The following is a 19,253-nucleotide window of genomic DNA, read 5'->3' on the forward strand; positions in this document are numbered from 1 at the left end:
CGGACACGGCCTAGGGCTGGAGGATCAGCGTCTCCTTCGTCGAGGCGTCGACCGCCGCCTTGCCGAAGGGCCAGTCGAGCAGGTCGCCCTTGACCCAGGCGTCGGTCTGGTCGGTGTAGTGCGAGTGGTACGCGTGCCCCGAGGCGCCGGACAGGTTGATCCAGCGCGACCTGTCCCAGTCGCCGACGTTGACGACCATCCGCATCGACGGGACCCAGACGACGTCGTAGCCGCCGGCCGCGTTCCAGCCGGTGGCGTTCACGGCCGCCTCACCGCCGCCCAGGTTCCAGGGGCCCCGGTTGAGCAGCGACTGGACGAAGCCCGGGCCCGCGGTGCCGAGGGTCTGGTTCTTCAGGGTCAGCTGGTGCAGCCGGCCCCAGCTCCAGGTGGAGACGTCCTTGCCGAGCTTCGCGGTCAGCTCCCAGCGCGCGTCCTCCATGGCGCGGGCGAGCAGCTGGTCACGGTTCTCGGTGGCCTGGTCGGTGCGGTTGGCCTCGGTCTTCCACCACTCGCTGTTCTCCTGCTTGAGGAGCGGGCGGACCACCTCGTACCAGCGGTCGCCGCCGTCGGGCTGCGCCGTGTCGCCGTCGCGCTCGCCGCACTCCCGGACCCGCTTGTTCTGCTCGTCGACCGGCAGCCCGGTGGAGTCGGCGGGGCGGACGCTGATGCAGTCGCCCTCGGCCCGCAGCTCCTTGGGCAGCTTGTCGCCGAAGGCGAGCTTGAGGACGTTGCGCCAGACCGCGTTGAAGTAGGCGGCCGCGGCCGAGTCGGGCTCCTGGGTGTAGTCCCAGCCCTCCAGCAGCTTCTGCGCCTCGCGGACGTAGGGGTCCGAGATGTCGATCTTCAGCAGGAGCGGGTTGAGGAGCGTCGCGATCTCGCTGCGGTTGTCCATCTGCATGGTCCGCATGTCGTCCGGCGAGATCTTGCCGCCGTCCTTGGTCTTCGACTCGATGAGGTCGTTGATCCGCTGGCTGCGCGAGCCGTAGCCCCAGTCCTCCGTCAGGAGGTGGGGGTACGCGTCGGCGTCGACGACGGCCTGGTTGGCGGTGACGATGTAGCCGCGGTCGGGGTTCTCCTCGTACGGCAGCTCGTCGTACGGGATCCAGCCCTTCCACCGGTACGAGGAGTCCCAGCCGGGCGCGGGCACGGTGCCGTCGTGGCCCTTGGCGCGGACCGGGATCCTGCCGGGCGCCTGGTATCCGATGTTCTCGGCGTCGGCGTAGATGAGGTTCTGGGACGGAACCTCGAAGTGCTCGGCCGCCGCGCGGAACTGCTTGAAGTTCTTGGCACGGTTGAGCTCGAAGATCGCGTCCATGGACCGGCCGGGCTCCAGCGCGGTCCACCGGAGGGAGACGGCGTAACCGGTGCCCCGGTCGGGGGCGGCGTTGCCGACGGGCGCCTTCTGGCCGACCCGTTCCAGGTCGGAGGAGCGGTCGGAGACGAGCGGGCCGTTGCCGGTCGAGCGGACCGTGATCGTCCGGCTGCCGCCGCCCGCGATCTTGATGACCTCTTCGCGGGTGACGAAGGGCTTGATCTTGCCGTCGACGAGGTAGCCGGCGTCCCCGACCTTCTCCAGGTACAGGTCGGTGACGTCGGCGCCGAGGTTGGTGAGGCCCCAGGCGATGGTGTCGTTGTGGCCGATGATCACGCCGGGCATGCCGGAGAAGGTGTACCCGGCGACGTCGTAACGGCAGGTCGCCGAGACGGAGCGGCAGTGCAGGCCCATCTGGTACCAGAGGGACGGCAGCATCGGCGCGAGGTGCGGGTCGTTGGCGAGCAGCGGCTTGCCGGAGGTCGTGTACTTCCCGGAGACGACCCAGGAGTTCGAGCCGATGCCGTTGCCGTTCGGGCCGAGCAGCGCGGGGATCTCGTCGAGCGCCTCGGAGAGCGCGCCGAGCTGGGACTGCGTCCCCTCCAGGGCGCCGTCCGCGCTGCCGTTCGTGGCGGCGCCGGTGCCGGTGCCGTCGGTGGAGCCGCCCGTTCCGGTGGTCGCGTCGTCGGCGTCGCCGGAGCCGCCGCCCTTGCCGGAGCCCTCGACGATCGGCTGGTGCAGGTCGTACGGGTACTGCGGGTACAGCTCCTTGATCTGCGCGGCGCTCAGCCGGCTCGTCATCAGGGAGCGGTCGATCTCGTCCTGCATGTTGCCGCGCAGGTCCCAGGCCATCGCCTTGAGCCAGGCCACCGAGTCGACGGGGGTCCAGGGCTCGATCGCGTAGTCGTTGGTGAACGCCAGCGCCGCGTACTCGACCGAGATGTCCGAGGGGTCCCGGTCCTTGAGATAGGCGTTGACGCCCTCGGCGTACGCCTGGAGATTCTTCTTCGTCTCCTCCGACAGGACGTTGTCGTACTCCTGCTGCGCGACCTGCCGCCAGCCCAGCGTGCGCAGGAAGGCGTCGGTGTCGACCTGGTCCTTGCCGAACATCTCGGACAGCCGGCCCGACGTCATGTGACGGCGGACGTCCATCTCGTAGAAGCGGTCCTGGGCCTGGACGAAGCCCTGGGCGCGGAAGAGGTCGGCCTCGGTGTCCGCGTAGATCTGCGGAACCCCGTAGGCGTCGCGCTTGACCTCGACCGGGCCGGAGAGCTTGTCGAGCCGGAGTTCGCCCGTCGTCTGCGGGAACGAGGCCCGGACGGTGCTGACGCCCCAGTACCCGCCGTAACCGACGCCCGTCACCAGTGCGAGCACCAGGACGAGGACGATCAGGCGGGCACGTCGCCCCTTCTTCTTGGCGGGAGGCGCGGTCGTGTTGGAGGGCATCTCTGTCCTTCGAGGGGCAGGGTGGTCCTGGAGTACGGGAGCAACCTTAGGCGCAGCGTCCCGGCGGCCCGGACGGGGTGCCGATAAGCGGACCGCACGAATGATCGAGGAGAGACCGGGAGAGACGCCAGATGCGCGTCAAGAAAGCGTTAAAGATTAGGTAAGGTAACGAAGTACCGGCTGCTGGAGGACCGTTCCGGCCGCACGCGAGGGAAGGATCGCCCGCTGACTGTCCACCAGCTCAATGAACTCCTGCTCGTCTGCTCGCTCGTGCTGCTCATCGCCGTCGCGGCGGTGCGGATCTCGTCCCGCAGCGGGCTCCCCAGCCTGCTCCTGTACCTCGGGATCGGGGTCGCCATCGGGCAGGACGGGATCGGCAACGTCGCCTTCGACAACGCCGAACTGACCCAGGTGATCGGCTATGCCGCACTTGTCGTGATCCTCGCCGAAGGTGGCCTGGGCACGAAGTGGAAGGAGATCAAACCCGCGTTGCCCGCGGCGGTCGTGCTGTCGACCGTCGGCGTCGCGGTGAGCGTGGGGATCACGGCCGCGGCCGCCCACTACCTGGTGGGCCTGGACTGGCGGCAGGCACTGATCATCGGCGCGGTCGTCTCCTCGACGGACGCCGCGGCCGTCTTCTCCGTCCTGCGCAAGGTGCCGCTGCCCCCGCGGGTGACCGGTGTCCTGGAGGCCGAGTCCGGCTTCAACGACGCCCCGGTCGTCATCCTCGTCGTCGCCTTCTCGGCCACCGGCCCGGTCGACTCGTGGTACGTCCTGGTCGGGACGATCGCCCTGGAGCTGGCCATCGGCGCGGCCGTGGGCCTGGCGGTCGGCTTCATCGGCTCCTTCGGTCTGCGCCACGTGGCACTGCCCGCCTCCGGCCTCTACCCGATCGCCGTGATGGCCATCGCGGTCGTGGCGTACGCCGCCGGCGCCATGGCGCACGGCTCCGGCTTCCTCGCCGTCTACCTGGCCTCGATGGTCCTCGGCAACGCCAAGCTGCCGCACGCGCCGGCCAACCGCGGCTTCGCGGAGGGGCTCGGCTGGATCGCCCAGATCGGCATGTTCGTCCTGCTCGGTCTGCTGGTCACGCCGAGCCAGCTGGTCGACGACTTCTGGCCCGCGGTGATCATCGGCCTGGTCCTGACGGTGGTGGCCCGGCCGATGGAGGTCTTCCTCAGCCTGCTGCCGTTCCGTCTCCCCTGGCAGGAACAGGCCCTGATGTCCTGGGCCGGCCTGCGCGGAGCCGTCCCCATCATCCTCGCCACGATCCCGATGGTCTCCGGGATCGAGGGCAGCGAGCGGATCTTCAACATCGTCTTCGTCCTCGTCGTGGTCTACACGCTGGTGCAGGGGCCGACGCTGCCCTGGCTGGCGCGGGCGCTGAAGCTGGGCGACGCCTCGGAGGCCGCCGACCTCGGCGTCGAGTCGGCCCCGCTGGAGCGGCTGCGCGGGCACCTGCTCTCCGTCGCCATCCCGGCGGGGTCGAAGATGCACGGCGTGGAGGTCGCGGAGCTGCGCCTCCCGGCCGGGGCCGCGGTCACCCTCGTCGTACGGGAGGAGACGAGCTTCGTGCCCGGTCCGGCGACCGTGCTGCGGCACGGGGACGAGCTGCTCGTCGTCGCGACGGACCCGGTGCGGGACGCCACCGAACGGCGGCTGCGCGCCGTCGGGCAGGGCGGAAAGCTGGCCGGATGGCTCGGAACCGGCGGCTCCACGGCGGTCTCCCCGCCCAAGGGACCGCACTCACACTGGCCGCATCTGCCCTTCACCAAGCGAACGTCCGGTTAATCACAGGCATGGATTCGGATCGAAGGGCGTTTTCCCAGGCGGGAAGACGCCCTTCCCTGTACCATGAAGGCACACTTTGATCGAACCAACTCTGCCTGACGCAGAGCTGGCGCGACCGTATGGCGGCCGTGACGCCCTCCGCAGTGGGGCCCGGTATCTACCGCAGTTCCGCGCATGAGGACAGCTCTCGGCGGCACCCGCACCACCGTGCACGGGCGCGCTACCAGGCGGCAGAAAGGCAAGGACCGTGGTGTCCACGGTCACCGACCCGCGGCCTGACACGTCCGCGGCGCCCTCGGAGCACGAGGCGCCGACAGCGCCCGAGAGCTCCGCGGTGCACGACCACCCCGTCGCGCCCGCAGCGCCCGCCGAGGCCGACAGGCGCGCCGCGAAGAAGGGCGGGCGCGCCGGCTACGGACAGCTCCTGCGCACCCCCGGGGCCCTGTCGTTCCTGCTCCCCGGCTTCGCCGCCCGGCAGCCGTTCGCGATGCTGACGATCGGCATCGTCCTGCTCGTCCAGCACACCACCGGCTCGTACGGCAGCGCCGGCGCGGTCGCCGCCGTCACCGGCGTCTCGATGGCGCTCTTCGCCCCGCAGAGCGGCAAGCTCGCCGACCGCTTCGGCCAGCGCGCGGTCCTGGTCCCCGGCGTCCTCATCCACTCCGCCGCGGTCTCCCTGCTCGTGGTGCTCGCCCTGGCGGGCGCCCCGATGTGGGCCCTGTTCCTCGCCGCCGTACCGGCCGGCGCCTCCGTCCCGCAGGTCGGGCCGATGGTCCGCGCCCGCTGGGCGGCGAAGCTGGAGAACTCCCCGCTGATGCCGACGGCCGCGGCCTTCGAGTCGGTCACGGACGAGTTCACCTTCGTCGTCGGCCCGGTCCTCGCCACCGCGCTCTGCACCGGCGTCCACCCGGCGGCCGGTCTGATCGCCGAGGCCGCGCTCACGCTCTTCGGCGGACTGTTCTTCGCCGCCCAGCGGCGCACCCAGCCCGCGCACGGACTCGTCTCCGCCGCCTCCAGCGAGCGGCGCGTCTCCGCCCTGTCCATCCCGGGCGTCCGGGTGCTGGCCATCGCCTTCCTGGGCATCGGCTCGGTCTTCGGCGGAATGCAGGTCTCGCTGACCGCGTTCTCCGAGGAGATCGGCAACCCCGGCGTCAACGGTCTGCTGTACGGGACCTTCGCCGCGGGCAACATGCTCGCGGGCATCGCGTGCGGCGCGATCGCCTGGAAGATCGGCCCGCGCAAGCGTCTGCTCCTGGGCTACGCCGGACTGACCGTGGCCGCCTCGCTGCTCTGGTCCGCGAACTCCGTGCTGCTGCTCGGCGCCCTCGGCCTGGTCGTGGGCCTGTGCATCGCCCCGGCCCTGATCACCGGCTACACCATCGTCGAAACCCTGGTTCCGGCCTCCGCCCGTACCGAGGCCTTCACCTGGCTCACGGGCGCCGTGGCGCTGGGCCAGGCGGCGGCCGTGACGATCGCCGGCCGACTCGCCGACGAGCACGGCGCGAGCACCGGATTCCTGGTGCCGCTGGTCGGTACCGCGCTGGCGCTGGCCACCCTGCTGGCGCTGCGCTCGCGGCTGTCCCCCCGGGCTTCGCGACGCGTCACGCCGCGTGGTATCGGTCACCGAGTGCCGGTGACGGTGGACTGATCCCGCGGAATAGGTCACTATGGATCGTCGTTAGCACTCGATGAGTGTGAGTGCCAGGAGGAAGACAAGTGCCGACCTACCAGTACCAGTGCACCGAGTGCGGCGAGGGCCTCGAGGCGGTGCAGAAGTTCACCGATGACGCGCTGACCGAGTGCCCCAGCTGCAAGGGACGCCTGAAGAAGGTGTTCTCGGCGGTCGGCATCGTCTTCAAGGGATCCGGCTTCTACCGGAACGACAGCCGCGGCTCGTCGTCCAGCAGCTCCCCCGCGTCGAAGTCGTCCACGGCTTCCACGTCCTCGTCGTCGAGCTCGTCCACGTCCTCGGACGCGAAGCCGGCCGCCTCGTCGAGCTCATCCGCTTCGAGCTCGTCGTCGAGCACCGGCTCCGCCAGCTCGGCCGCCTGATCCAGGTCCTCACGAGAGCCCTGCCGCCTGTGCGCGGCGGGGCTCTCGGCGTTCGCGGCGCCTCCGGGCGGGGGCCGTCGTGGTGAGGAGGGGCGGCCCGGCTCGCCCACGTCCGGGGGCCCGTGGTGAGGACGGGGCCCTCGTGGTGGGGGGCGCGGGCCCTCGTGGTGGGGGCTGGGGCCCTCGTGGTGGGGGCGCGGGCGGTTAATCTGACGACCATGGCGACCCACGCGTACGCGGACATCGGTGTGATCGGCGGTTCGGGCTTCTACTCCTTCCTGGAGGACGTGACGGAGGTGTCCGTGGACACCCCGTACGGCAGCCCGAGCGACAGCCTCTTCCTCGGCGAGATCGCGGGACGCCAGGTCGCGTTCCTGCCGCGGCACGGCCGCGGCCACACCCTGCCGCCGCACCGGATCAACTACCGCGCCAACCTCTGGGCGCTGCGCTCGGTGGGCGTGCGGCAGGTGCTCGGGCCGTGCGCGGTCGGCGGGCTCCAGGAGGAGTACGGCCCGGGGACGCTGCTCGTACCGGACCAGCTGGTGGACCGCACGAAGGCACGGACGCAGACGTACTTCGACGGGGAGCCGCTGCCGGAGGCGTGGGGCGGCGCCGTGCCGAACGTCGTGCACACCACCTTCGCCGACCCCTACTGCCCGGACGGGCGGCGGGTGGCCCTGAAGGCGGCCCGGGGACGGCGCTGGGAGCCGGTCGACGGCGGCACGATGGTCGTGGTCGAGGGGCCGCGCTTCTCGACCAGGGCCGAGTCCCGCTGGCATGCGGCGGCCGGATGGTCGGTGGTGGGGATGACCGGGCACCCGGAGGCCGTCCTCGCCCGGGAGCTGGGGCTCTGTTACACCTCGCTGGCGCTGGTCACGGACCTGGACGCGGGCGCGGAGACGGGCGACGGGGTCTCGCACACCGAGGTCATGCGGGTGTTCGGCGCGAACGTCGGACGGCTGCGGGACGTGCTCTTCGACGCGGTCGGGGCCCTGCCGGACACCGCGGACCGGGACTGCCTGTGCACGCACGCGCACGACGGATGGGACCTGGGGATCGAGCTTCCGTGAATCCCCCGGGCGGGTGAGGGAGTTGTCCACAGCCCCGGGTCGATGCACAGGCGGGAGCGGGATGTTCGCCGGGCCGGGATGGTGGGAGCGGTTCTCCGGACGGTCCGGGGAGCTCGACTCCTGACAGGCGGTTCATCCGATGACGACCCCTCCTCCCCCCGTCCCCGTCCACTCCCCCGCCCGCTTCCTCTCGCCCGTGCCGGAGACGTGCGCTGTCCCGTTGTTCGAGCCCCTGCGGGTGCGCGGCGGACGCCGGCGGCTGCGCCGGGTGTTGCGGCGACGACGGCGGGCACCGGCCGCGATCCTCGCGATGAGCGCGGCCGCGCTGGCGGTGGCGGGCGGGGGCGAGGTGTCCGCGGACCCACCGGAGCGCCGGGCGGCGCAGGAGCAGCGCCGGCCGGCCGCGGTGCGGCTGGTGTCCGCGCCGGTGCGGATCGCGGACGCTGCGACCGTGCGACTGCTGCGCCCCGGCGACCGGGTCGATGTGATCGCCGCCCCCGAGTCGTCGATGGGCGAGGGCGGTACGGCCCGGGTGGTCGCCGCGGGCGCCCGGGTGACCGAGGTCCCGCGCGCGGCCGGGACCCCGCTGGACGGCGGGGCGCTGGTCGTCCTGTCCGTTCCGCGGTCGACGGCGACGGCCCTGGCGGGTGCGGGTGTCACGTCCCGACTGGCGGTGATCCTGTGCTGATTCGCACGGACTTCCTGTCAAGTAACCGTTCCGTGTGTACGGATTGGACGCCTCTGTACGGTTCGCGGCCTAATGGCTCCGCCAACTGCACACGGAACGAAAGGCGCCCCGGTGACTTCGAAGAACGAAAGCGTGATGGCGGGCTTCAAAGCCTTCCTCATGCGCGGCAACGTGATCGATCTGGCGGTGGCGGTCGTCATCGGTGCCGCGTTCACCAACATCGTGAACGCGCTCGTCAAGGGCGTCATCGGCCCGGTGGTCGGCGCCTTCGGCACCAAGGACCTGGAGGGCTACAAGTCCTGCCTGAAGGGGACCTGCGCGGTCGTGGACGGCGAGGTGCAGGGCATCCAGATCGAGTGGGGCCTCGTCCTGAGCGCCACCCTGAGCTTCCTGATCACCGCGGCCGTCGTCTACTTCCTGATGGTGCTGCCCATGGCGAAGTACCTGGCCAGGCGGGTGGAGGCGGAGAAGGCCCGGGACGGCGTCCAGGAGGTGGTGGAGATCAGCGAGCTGGAGGTCCTCAAGGAGATCCGCGATCACCTGGTCACCCAGCGCGGGCCGAGCAAGGGCGCCGGGGCGGGGACGCACCCCACCTCCTAGCCGGCGCCTCGCACCGGCGTCAGAGGTGGTGCGGCGGCTTCTCTTCGAGGAACCGCGCGAGATCGGCGGCGCTGTCACTACCGCCGGGAGGCCGCTCGCCCCACCCACGGTCCGTATCGTCCGCGGACTGCTGGTCCAGTGGATCGTCGAAGATCAGCTTCGGCTTCGTGGTGTTCTCGGGGATGGGCTGTGCGCCGGGCTGCTTCGCGTCTCGCGGTCCGTGGGCGGGGGCGGTGCTCATACCTCAAGGGTACGCCGGTGATTCGGCCTCGTACCGCCTCGATCAGCGGTTTTTCGGGCTCTCAGCGGTCTTCCGGGTCGAGCAGCCACAGTCCGAGGACGACCAGGAACGACAGGACCAGGAAGCCGGCGCCCCACCAGGCCGTGCCGGTGTCGCCCGCCATCCACTCGTCGACCACGATCGTCAGGCCCCACAGCTGGCCGATGACGACCGTGAGGGCCAGGGCGAGGCGCGCGCTCAGTTTCGAGGAGCGCTCGGGCTCCTGCTCGGTACCGGCGCCGGGGCCGGGACCGGTGTGGCGGATCCGCGGGTCCCCGTAGCCGCTGGTCGGCCGGATCTGCGGGTAGCGCTCGTGGACGGGACGGTTCAGACGCGGCTGCGCGCTGCCCGGTGTGTACGCGGGGCGCGGCGGCGTCCCGGGTGCGGGGGCGCGGGCGTGGTCCTCGGCGGGCTGCCGGTCCCCGCCGCCGGGGGCCTCGGGGTCGCGGGGGAAGGGGCTGTCGGTCATGTCCGCTCACTCCTCGTCCCCGCCGCGCTCGCCGAGGCGCCGGGGCAGCCGAGGCGCACGGCCAGGTCGGGCCGGTCCGCGCCGAGCTGGCGGCACAGCCCCTCCTGGACGCTCTCCCCGGAGCGGGTGGTGCCGACGGCCCAGATGCTGCCGTCGGCCTCCTCCACCAGGAGCACCTTGGGCAGCGCGCGTGGTGGCGGGCCCGCCGTCACCTCTCCCGTACGGGCGTCGAAGACTCCCTCGTGGCACGGGCAGTACAGCTCGCCCTCGCTGCCCCGGTCGTTGCGCCACAGCACGGCACAGGCGAGATGGGTGCAGACGGCCGAGTAGCCGGCGAGGGTGCCGTCCGCCATGCGGAGGGCGACCGCCCGGTCCTCCTGCTCTGGGTAGCGGAAGGCCAGGGACTCGCCGGGCAGCAGCTGGTCGGCGATCTTCTTGGCCTCGGGCGCCCCGTCCGCGTCCCCGTGGCGGTGGAGGATGCCGGAGGCGACGCCGATGCCGCCGATGGCCAGACCGCCGGAGACGGTGGCGACGATCCGCAGGTAGTCGCGACGGGTGGTGAGCGAGTCGGCCGCGATGCGGTCGTGCAGGGCCTCCTGGGCGGCGTCGGCCGCTCCGGAGCCGTCGGCGGGTGGCTGCTCGGTGACGCTCATCACACGGCCTTTCCGTTGATCTCGACGACGGGAAGGCCGCCGGGGACCGGCCATTGGACCTTGTCGGCGGGGACGACCATCGCCACACCCGTGGAGACGGTGGTGGTGCCGAAGGTGAAGGAGTCGGCGACCTGGACGCCGGGGCGTTCGGCGCGGAGTTCGTCGAGGGTGCCGTAGAAGAGGGCGCCGGTGGGGCAGACGGTGGCGCACATCGGGGCGAGACCGTAGGCGGTGCGGTCGTAGCAGAGGTTGCACTTCATCTGCAGCTTCGCCTGGAGGTCGATCTTCGGGACACCGAAGGGGCAGGCGTTGACGCAGTTGGCGCAGCCGATGCAGCGGGTGGTGTCCGCCTGCTGCACCACGCCGTCGGCGGTGACGAGGATCGCGTCGGCAGGGCAGACCTCGGCGCAGGGCGCGACCGGGTCCTCGCAGTGCATGCAGACGGTGGGAAGGGAGGCGACGGAGTGGCCCTCGTCGGGGTAGTCGAGGTGGATCATGGACTTGCCGCGGTGCGAGTCGCACTCGCGGCAGGCGGAGACACACGCCTGGCATCCGATGCAGCGCCCGGGGTCGATGAAGATCGTGCGGCCCATCATGAGCGGTGTCAGCTCCTCTCCGCGGTGCCACGGCCCTGCGGGGACGTGGGGGGCAGGGGGTCGGTGCGGGAGACCTGGGTCTCCGGGTAGGCGACGTGCCCCGGGGCCGTCGGCGGTGCGGGGACCTCGTCGATCCGTTCCGCGGCCTCGATCCGGGCGGCGCAGACCTTGTACTCGGGGATCTTCGAGCGCGGGTCGAGGGCGTCGACGGTGAGGGCGTTGGCGGCGGTGGGGACCGGCCAGTGGTAGGGCACGAAGACGGTGTCGGGGCGGATCGCCTCGGTGACCAGGGCGGGGAAGACCTCGCTGCCGCGGCGGGTGACGACGCGGACGGGGTCGCCGTTGCGGAAGCCGTGGGAGGGGTGGACCTCGACCCACGGGCGGGGGGTCTGTTCGACGAGGGCGCCCAGCCGGCGGGTCTGGTTGCCGGAGAGGAAGTGGGCGACGGTGCGGCCGGTGGTGAGCGACAGCGGGTACTCCTCGCTGTACGGGTCCATCGGCGGGTGCCACTCGACGACCTGCATGTGGATCAGTCCGTCGGGGTGGTAGGTCCTGCCGTCCTCGAAGAGGCGCGGGGTGCCCGGATGGTCCGTGGCGGGGCAGGGCCAGGCGATGCCGCCGGTCTCCTCCAGGCGTTCGTAGGTGATGCCGTAGTAGTCGTTGACCGTTCCGGCGGAGGCGACGCGGAGCTCCTCGAAGACGGAGCGGGAGTCGGGGAAGGCGAACTTGTCGCCGGCCCCCAGGCGTTTGGCGAGCTCGCAGATCACCCAGGTGTCGGTGCGGACCCCGGCGGGCGGTTCCTGGGCCTTGTTGTGCTTGACGACCCGGGCCTCGGCGTTGGCCATCACGCCTTCGTCCTCGGCCCAGACTGTGACGGGGAAGACCACGTGCGCGTTGGCGGCGGTCTCGGAGAGGAAGAAGTCGAACTGGGCGTGGAACTGCAGGGCGTCGTAGCCGTTCTTGACGGTCGCGTAGTTGGGGAGGGAGACGAAGGGGTTGTTGCAGATGCCGATCAGGCCGCGGATCTCCTCGCGCTGCATCTGCCAGACCATCTCCATCATGGAGGTTCCGGCGGGCGGGAGTTCGGACTCCTCGATGCCCCAGATCTCGCAGATCTGGCGGCGGTGCTCGGGGTTGGTGATGGAGCGGCCGCCGGGCAGCAGGTCGGACTTCTGGCCGTGCTCGCGGCCGCCCTGACCGTTGCCCTGGCCGGTGATCGTTCCGTAGCCGGCGCCGGGTTTGCCGATGTTCCCGGTGGCGGTGCACAGGTTGATGATCGTCAGGCAGTTCTCGACGCCCTGGGAGTGGTGTTCGACGCCGCGCGCGTGCCAGGCCATGGCCTTTCCGGCGCCGGCGAACATCCGGGCCGTCCGCACGATCTGCTCCTCGGGCACACCGCAGATCTGGGCGGAGCGGGAGGGCGGATACGCCTCGACGGTTCGTCGCACCTCGTCCCAGCCGGTGGTGTGCGCGGCGAGGTACGCCTCGTCGGTGAGCCCTTCGGCGACGATCACGTGGAGGACGGCGTTGAAGAACGCGGAGTCGGTGCCGGGCTTGAGGGCGACGTGCAGGTCGGCGGTGCGGGCGATCGCCGTCTCGCGCGGATCGACGACGATCAGCGTGGCGCCGCGGTCCCGGGCCCCCCAGAGGTACTGCGTCATCACGGGGAAGCATTCGCCGACGTTGGAGCCGGCGATGAGGAGGCAGTCGGTGAGGAGGATGTCGGAGAACGGGTTGCCGGCCCGGTCGATGCCGAAGGACAGCTTGTTGGCTCCGGCGGCGGAGACCATGCACAGGCGGCCGTTGTAGTCGACGTGCCGGGACTTCAGGGCGACGCGGGCGAACTTCCCGACGAGATAGGTCTTCTCCGAGTAGAGGCTGGCCCCGCCGAGCAGGCCGAAGGAGTCGTTTCCGTACTCGGCCTGGATGCGGCGGATCTCGGCGACGGTGAAGTCGAGCGCCTCCTCCCAGCTCGCCTCCCGGAAGGGCTCGTCGCGGTTGCTCCGCATCAGCGGGGCGGTGAGCCGGTCGGGGTGGTTGACCTGCTGGTAGGCGTTGATGCCCTTGGGGCAGAGCCGCATCCGGTTGATGTCGTGGTTGCGCGGTTCCACGCCGAAGACCTTGCCGCCGTGGTCGACGCGCAGATACATGCCGCACTGGACACCGCAGAAGCAGCAGTGGGTGGGGACGAGCGTCTCGCCCTCCTGGTCGGCGTGCCAGCGGTCGGCGGGGATGCCCCCGGCGTCACGGAAGTTGCGGGTGCCGGGCGGAGCGATGGACGGGTCGAGCGGAAGGGGGTGCTGCCCCGCCTGCTGCGTCACTTGAAGCCCTTCTTGACGTGGGTGAGGTAGGCGGTGCCGCGCAGGACGCGCTTGCAGCGGGGGCAGTACTCGGTCCACTCGTCGAAGCCGAGCCGCAGATCGCGCAGGGTGCCCTGGAGGTTCTCGACGTAGGGAGGGGTGTCGATGGGCTCCTGGCAGCGGCGGCAGAGGAGGACCTCCTCGTCCTGCTTCCGGGAGGTGTACTTGAACAGCTGCATCCCCACGGCGGCGGGCCGCTGGACGATGTGGAAGAACTTCCCGAACGGGATGTAGATGAGGGTGAAGACCACCGACACCATGTGCAGGATCGCCAGGAACTCGTAGCCGCCGCCGTGCAGGAAGATCGACGAGAAGGTGAGGAGCAGCCCGGTCACGGAGATGACGATGAGGGCGATGAGCGGGACCAGGTCGTAGGCGAAGCGCTGGCCGGTGATGGCGCCGCGGTCCTTCATGCGGCGCCACAGGAAGTAGCAGGCACCGGGGATGACGAGGACGGCGGCGATGTCGAGGCCGTGGAACATCAGCCAGCCGACGATGTTCAGCGAGTCGAAGCCGAGGACCTTGAAGCCCCAGATCCGCATCTCGTAGCCGGGCCCGGAGCCGGTGGAGGAGGTGAAGGTGAACCAGCCCCAGGTGAGCGGGAAGGTGATGAGGGCCGCGAGGACACAGCCCCAGAAGATCAGCTGGTGGGCCGCCCAGCGGGCGTGGGAGCGGGCGCCGAGGAACTTCTGGAAGCCGAGGTAGGTGGCGATCATCCTCGGCAGGGCGGTGGGCGCCCTGCGGAAGTTGGCGGCGGAGAAGAAGGAGCGCCAGCCCTGCTTGAACAGCCGGCGGGCGCCGGGGGCGGAGATCCACACGGTGTAGCGGTAGGTGACGCCGAAGGCGAGGAAGACGGTGGCGACGGCGTACGGGAGGAGCGCCGAGTCGAAGTCGCGCAGGAGCCGGCTGCCGAGGACGATCGCGACGATCAGCAGGACGGAGACGGCCGTTCCGGCGAGTGCGGCGCGGCGGCGCACCGCGGCGGGCGTCTGGAGGACGGGCGCGGCCTCGGGGGACGGCGGCGCCTCGGGCAGGGTCGAGGTCGCCGCCGCGGGTGTGGTCGGCGAGGGCGCGTTCGGGGCGGGCTGGCCCGGCGTCGGATCCACGGGGCCCTGCGGTGGCTCGGTCACCCGGTCACCGTAAGGGGATATGTCTGGGATGATCCTGTTTTGCCGTACGAGTGGGTGAGGGTGTCGCTCAGATGGCGTTCAGGCCGTGGGAGCGGAAGAGCGCGCGGGCCTCGGCGATCCGGTCCGGGGACGGGGAGGGCGTGTCGTGGAGGGTGAAGGGCATGGCGAGTGCTTGCCACTTCGCTTCGCCGAGCTTGTGGAAGGGGAGGATGTCGACACGCGAGACATTGCCCAGGTCGGCGGCGAAGGCGGCGACTCCTTCCATGTCGGCGGGGTCGTCGGTGAGGCCCGGGACGAGCACGAAGCGGACGTGGACCTCCCGGCCGAGGTCGGCGAGGCGGCGGGCGAAGGCGAGGGTGGGTTCGATGGGGCGGCCGGTCACCTCACGGTAGGTGTCGGGGTCCCAGGACTTGATGTCGAGCAGGACGAGATCGGTGTCGCGCAGCAGGGAGTCGGTGGCGCGGGCTCCCAGGAAGCCGGAGGTGTCCAGGGCGGTGTGCAGTCCGAGTTCGTGCTTCATCCGGTGCAGGAGCTCGCCGGTGAAGACGGGCTGGAGGAGGGGTTCGCCGCCGGAGACGGTGGCTCCGCCTCCGGCGGCGGAGATGAAGCGGGTGTATCTCGCCGCTTCGGCGATGACGTCGTCGGCCGAGGTGCGTGTGCCGTTGCGCATCCGCCAGGTGTCGGGGTTGTGGCAGTACAGACAGGTCAGCGGGCAGCCGGAGAGGAAGGTGACGAAGCGGGTGCCGGGCCCGTCGACGCCGGTCGACAGGTCCCAGGAGTGCAGCGAGCCCTCGGAGGGGCGGCGGGTCGCGGCGGCCGCGGGCGTCGCGGGGCCGGGTCCGGGCGCGGTCCCCGCCGCCGTGATCCCGGTCGTCGTGGTGGGGGGCATTCTCGTGGTCGTCATGGCCGCGGCCGTCGTCACAGCGAGCCGTGGAAGGTGCGGTTGAGGACGTCGAGCTGCTGCTCGCGTGTCAGCCGGACGAAGTTGACCGCGTATCCGGACACCCGGATGGTCAGCTGCGGGTGGTTCTCCGGGTGCTCCATGGCGTCCATCAGCACCTCCCGGTTGAGGACGTTGACGTTCATGTGGAACCCGTCGCCGGCCATGTAGCCGTCGAGGACACCGGCCAGGTTGGTGATCCGTTCCTCGGGGGTGCGGCCCAGGCCGTCGGGGGTGACGGTGCTGGTCAGCGAGATGCCGTCCTCGGCGTGCTCGTACGGGAGCTTGGCGACCGACAGGGCCGAGGCCACATAGCCGTGGGCGTCGCGGCCGTTCATCGGGTTGGCCCCGGGGGCGAAAGGCTCACCGGCACGGCGCCCGTCGGGGGTGTTGCCGGTCCTCTTCCCGTAGACGACGTTGGAGGTGATGGTGAGGACCGACTGGGTGTGCTCGGCGTTCCGGTAGGTGGGGTGCTTGCGCACCTTCCTCATGAACTCCTCGACCAGCCAGACCGCGATCGCGTCGGCACGGTCGTCGTTGTTGCCGTAGGCCGGGTAGTCGCCGTCGACCGTGTAGTCGGTGGCCAGACCGGTGTCGTCGCGGCGCACGGTGACACGGGCGTACCTGATCGCGGCCAGCGAATCGACGGCCACCGAGAGGCCGGCGATCCCGAACGCCATGGTGCGGCGCACATCGCGGTCGTGGAGGGCCATTTCGAGGCGTTCGTAGGCGTACTTGTCGTGCATGTAGTGGATGACGTTCAGCGCGTGGACGTAGACGTGCGCGAGCCACTCCATCTGCTCGTCGAACTTCCGCATGACCTCGTCGTACTCCAGGACGTCGGCGGTGATGGCGCCGGTGTCGGGGCCGACCTGGACACCGGACTTCTCGTCCCGGCCGCCGTTGATCGCGTAGAGGAGGGTCTTGGCGAGGTTCACGCGGGCGCCGAAGAACTGCATCTGCTTGCCGACCGGCATCGCCGAGACACAGCAGGCGATGGCGGTGTCGTCGCCGAAGCGGGGCCGCATCAGCTCGTCCGACTCGTACTGCACGGAGGAGGTGTCGATGGAGACCTTGGCGCAGAACTCCTTGAAGCCCCGCGGCAGCCGCCGCGACCAGAACACCGTCATGTTGGGCTCGGGAGCCGGACCGAGGTTGTACAGGGTCTGGAGATAGCGGAAGGAGGTCCGGGTGACGAGCGGACGGCCGTCCTCGCCCATGCCGCCGATGGACTCGGTGACCCAGGTCGGGTCGCCGGAGAAGCCCTCGTCGTACTCCGGGGTGCGCAGGAAGCGGACGATGCGGAGCTTGATGATGAAGTCGTCGACGAGTTCCTGGGCCGACTCCTCGGTGAGGAGTCCGGTCTCGATGTCGCGCTGGAGATAGACGTCGAGGAAGGTGGACGTGCGGCCCAGCGACATCGCGGCGCCGTTCTGCTCCTTGACCGCGGCGAGATAGGCGAAGTAGAGCCACTGGACGGCCTCGCGTCCGGTGGTCGCGGGGCCGGAGACGTCGTGCCCGTACGCCCGGGCCATCGCCTTCAGTTCGCCCAGGGCGCGGATCTGCTCGGCGAGTTCCTCACGCAGCCGGATCGTCTCCTCCAGCGAACCGGGGCTCGCCGGGAGGGGGTCGAGCTCCGCCTTCTCCGCCCGCTTCACCGCTATCAGGCGGTCGACGCCGTAGAGAGCGACACGGCGGTAGTCGCCGATGATGCGGCCGCGGCCGTAGGCGTCGGGCAGCCCGGTCACGACGCCGGCCTTGCGGGCGGCACGGATCTCCGGGGTGTAGGCGTCGAAGACGCCGGCGTTGTGGGTCTTGCGGTACTCGGTGAAGACCTTCTCCAGCTCCTCCGGGACCGGGTAGCCGTAGGTGTCCAGGGCGCCCGCCACCATGCGCCAGCCGCCGTTCGGCATGATCGCCCGCTTGAGCGGCGCGTCGGTCTGGAGGCCGACGATCAGGTCCTTGTCGCGGTCGATCCAGCCGGGGGCGTGGGAGGTGATCGTGGAGGGGATGTCGTACGCGATGTCGAGGACGCCCTTGGCGCGCTCCTCGGGGAACTTCGCGGTGATGGCCGCCCAGACGGCGGTGGTGCGCTCGGTGGGGCCGGCGAGGAAGGAGCCGTCGCCCTCGTAGGGCGTGTAGTTCCGCTGGATGAAGTCGCGGACGTCGATGGCGTCGCGCCAGAGTCCGCCCTTGAAGCCCTTCCAGGCTCCATCGGTCGCCGTTGCCTCAGCAGGGGTCGCCGTCATTGCCCGCACCGCCTTCTTCGCCTCATTCGATCGCGTCGTTGCCTCCTCCATTGCACCCCCTCCGATCGCTCACCTCGGTCGGCATTGGTCACCGGTCGGGGGCCGTTGGTCCCGTCTTCGGCATGCGGAAGGACCCCGCCGGGGCGGGGTCCTTCCGCAGGGGAGAGCGGGTGGGATCAGCTCGGTGCCTCCGCACCCTTGCGGGCGTAGAACCACCAGGTCACGACCGTGCAGCTGGCGTAGAAGGCGACGAAGCCCCACATCGCGCTGGTCACCGCGATCGAGCCGAAGAGCGCCGGGATGAAGAAGAAGCCGTAGGCGGCGATCGCCGAGGTGAAGCCGGTGACCGCGCCGGCCTCCATCTCCGACCGCTTCAGCGCCCGTCCGTACTCCGGCGTGCCCTCCGTCAGCCCCTTGAGGTGCAGGGAACGGAAGATGACCGGGATCTGGCGGAAGGTCGAGCCGTTGCCGATGCCCGAGAAGAAGAACGCCGCGAGGAAGCAGAAGAAGAAGCCGTAGAAGCTGCCGGTGCCGGATCCCGACGGGAGGAAGGTGATCACACCGATGATCGCGGCGGCCATGCCCACGAAGGACAGGATCGTCACCCGCGCGCCGCCCCACTTGTCGGCGATCCAGCCGCCGGCCCACCGGGCCAGGGCGCCGACCGCCGGGCCCATCCAGGCGTAGGTGGCGACCGAGTAGTCCGGGAAGGTGGTCTTGATCAGCATCGGCAGCGCGGCCGCGAAGCCGATGAAGGAACCGAAGGTGCCGACGTACAGCCAGGTCATCAGCCAGTTGTGCTTGCGCTTGAAGATGATCTTCTGCTGGCGGAAGGGGGTGGAGGCCACCTTCAGGTCGTTCTGCCCGAACCAGGCCACGGCCGCCAGGACGAGCAGCACCGGCACCCACAGGAAGGCGGCGTTCTGCAGATGGACCGGGGTCCCGTCCGCCTTGTGCTGGGCGCTGCCGATCGCGATGGTCGACCAGGTGATGACGATCGGGGTGAGCAGCTGGACCACCGAGACGCCCAGGTTGCCGAGCCCGCCGTTGATGCCGGTCGCGCTGCCCTTCCGGGCCTTCGGGAAGAAGAAGCCGATGTTCGCGAGCGAGGAGGCGAAATTGGCGCCGCCGATGCCGCACAGGGCGGCGATGGCGACCATCACGGCGTACGGGGTCGACGGGTCCTGGATCGCGACGCCCAGCCAGATCAGCGGAACGATCAGCACGACCGTCGACAGCGCGGTGAAGCGGCGCTGGCCGATCATCGGCCCGAGGAAGGTGTAGAGGATCCGGGCCGTGCCACCGGTCAGACCGGGGATGGCCGTCAGCCAGAAGAGCTGCGAGGTGGAGAAGCCGAAGCCGACGTCCTTCAGATTGGTGGCGGTGACGCTCCACACCTGCCAGACGACGAAGGCCACCAGCAGCGCCGGCACCGCGATCCACAGATTGCGGTTCGCGACGCGCTTCCCGATCGACGTCCAGAAGAGCTCGTTCTCCGGCTCCCAGTCCGTGATCGTCTTCCCGGGCCGGTACTGCTCCGCGTCGTACGAAGGGGCTGCTCCGCCCGCCGTTCTGGTGTCCTGGAGTACGGAACTCATGGCGCTTCCCTGGGGATCG

Annotated in this window: 16 protein-coding genes; 6 read left to right on the forward strand and 10 right to left on the reverse strand. The window is 70.6% G+C overall.

Going from position 1 to position 19,253, the window contains the following annotated elements:
• Positions 1-10 precede the first annotated feature (10 nt).
• Entirely contained in the window at positions 11-2,758 is a 2,748-nt protein-coding gene (locus tag AB0D99_RS18270; protein ID WP_362362481.1) for a penicillin acylase family protein, read from the reverse strand.
• Between the two features lie 270 nt (positions 2,759-3,028).
• On the opposite strand from AB0D99_RS18270, the gene AB0D99_RS18275 reads away from it, so the two are divergent.
• The 6 genes from AB0D99_RS18275 (at position 3,029) to mscL (ending at position 8,959) form a co-directional block, all read left to right on the forward strand.
• Entirely contained in the window at positions 3,029-4,549 is a 1,521-nt protein-coding gene (locus AB0D99_RS18275; protein WP_362362484.1) for a potassium/proton antiporter, read from the forward strand.
• Between the two features lie 424 nt (positions 4,550-4,973).
• Entirely contained in the window at positions 4,974-6,197 is a 1,224-nt protein-coding gene (locus AB0D99_RS18280; protein ID WP_362362613.1) for an MFS transporter, read from the forward strand.
• A 68-nt stretch (positions 6,198-6,265) separates the two neighbouring features.
• Positions 6,266-6,601: an FmdB family zinc ribbon protein gene (locus AB0D99_RS18285; protein WP_362362487.1), complete on the forward strand. Its 336-nt coding sequence runs from the start codon at positions 6,266-6,268 to the stop codon at positions 6,599-6,601.
• A gap of 218 nt (positions 6,602-6,819) precedes the next feature.
• Entirely contained in the window at positions 6,820-7,671 is an 852-nt protein-coding gene (locus AB0D99_RS18290; protein WP_362362490.1) for an S-methyl-5'-thioadenosine phosphorylase, read from the forward strand.
• 220 nt (positions 7,672-7,891) lie between these two features.
• A complete protein-coding gene (locus AB0D99_RS18295) occupies positions 7,892-8,359 on the forward strand; it encodes a hypothetical protein (protein WP_362362493.1) in 468 nt (155 codons plus the stop codon).
• 111 nt (positions 8,360-8,470) lie between these two features.
• Positions 8,471-8,959 (forward strand): large conductance mechanosensitive channel protein MscL, encoded by a 489-nt coding sequence (mscL, locus tag AB0D99_RS18300; RefSeq protein ID WP_362362496.1) that lies wholly within the window; start codon positions 8,471-8,473, stop codon positions 8,957-8,959.
• A 19-nt stretch (positions 8,960-8,978) separates the two neighbouring features.
• Here mscL and AB0D99_RS18305 read toward each other — a convergent pair whose 3' ends face one another.
• From AB0D99_RS18305 to AB0D99_RS18345, 9 genes are all read right to left on the reverse strand, one after another.
• Positions 8,979-9,200, reverse strand: coding sequence for a hypothetical protein (locus tag AB0D99_RS18305; protein ID WP_362362499.1), 222 nt, complete (start codon positions 9,198-9,200; stop codon positions 8,979-8,981).
• A gap of 61 nt (positions 9,201-9,261) precedes the next feature.
• Complete coding sequence (locus AB0D99_RS18310) at positions 9,262-9,708, reverse strand: hypothetical protein (RefSeq protein WP_362362502.1); 447 nt, start codon at positions 9,706-9,708, stop codon at positions 9,262-9,264.
• Positions 9,705-10,361, reverse strand: a complete 657-nt coding sequence (locus tag AB0D99_RS18315; RefSeq protein ID WP_362362505.1) for a Rieske (2Fe-2S) protein — start codon at positions 10,359-10,361, stop codon at positions 9,705-9,707. Before AB0D99_RS18315 ends, AB0D99_RS18310 begins: the two co-directional genes overlap by 4 nt.
• A complete protein-coding gene (locus tag AB0D99_RS18320) occupies positions 10,361-10,957 on the reverse strand; it encodes a 4Fe-4S dicluster domain-containing protein (protein ID WP_362362508.1) in 597 nt (198 codons plus the stop codon). The genes AB0D99_RS18315 and AB0D99_RS18320 overlap by 1 nt, the downstream gene beginning before the upstream one ends.
• An 8-nt stretch (positions 10,958-10,965) precedes the next feature.
• Positions 10,966-13,278: a molybdopterin oxidoreductase family protein gene (locus AB0D99_RS18325; protein ID WP_362362511.1), complete on the reverse strand. Its 2,313-nt coding sequence runs from the start codon at positions 13,276-13,278 to the stop codon at positions 10,966-10,968.
• A complete protein-coding gene (locus tag AB0D99_RS18330) occupies positions 13,275-14,294 on the reverse strand; it encodes an MFS transporter (protein ID WP_362362615.1) in 1,020 nt (339 codons plus the stop codon). Before AB0D99_RS18330 ends, AB0D99_RS18325 begins: the two co-directional genes overlap by 4 nt.
• A 220-nt stretch (positions 14,295-14,514) precedes the next feature.
• A complete protein-coding gene (gene pflA, locus AB0D99_RS18335) occupies positions 14,515-15,336 on the reverse strand; it encodes a pyruvate formate-lyase-activating protein (RefSeq protein ID WP_362362617.1) in 822 nt (273 codons plus the stop codon).
• 29 nt (positions 15,337-15,365) lie between these two features.
• A complete protein-coding gene (gene pflB / locus AB0D99_RS18340; RefSeq protein ID WP_362362514.1) occupies positions 15,366-17,636 on the reverse strand; it encodes a formate C-acetyltransferase in 2,271 nt (756 codons plus the stop codon).
• Positions 17,637-17,812: 176 nt separating this feature from the next.
• Positions 17,813-19,234 (reverse strand): NarK family nitrate/nitrite MFS transporter, encoded by a 1,422-nt coding sequence (locus AB0D99_RS18345; RefSeq protein ID WP_362362517.1) that lies wholly within the window; start codon positions 19,232-19,234, stop codon positions 17,813-17,815.
• Positions 19,235-19,253: the final 19 nt, after the last annotated feature.

Source organism: Streptomyces sp. NPDC047971 (assembly GCF_040653355.1).
Lineage (GTDB): Bacteria > Actinomycetota > Actinomycetes > Streptomycetales > Streptomycetaceae > Streptomyces.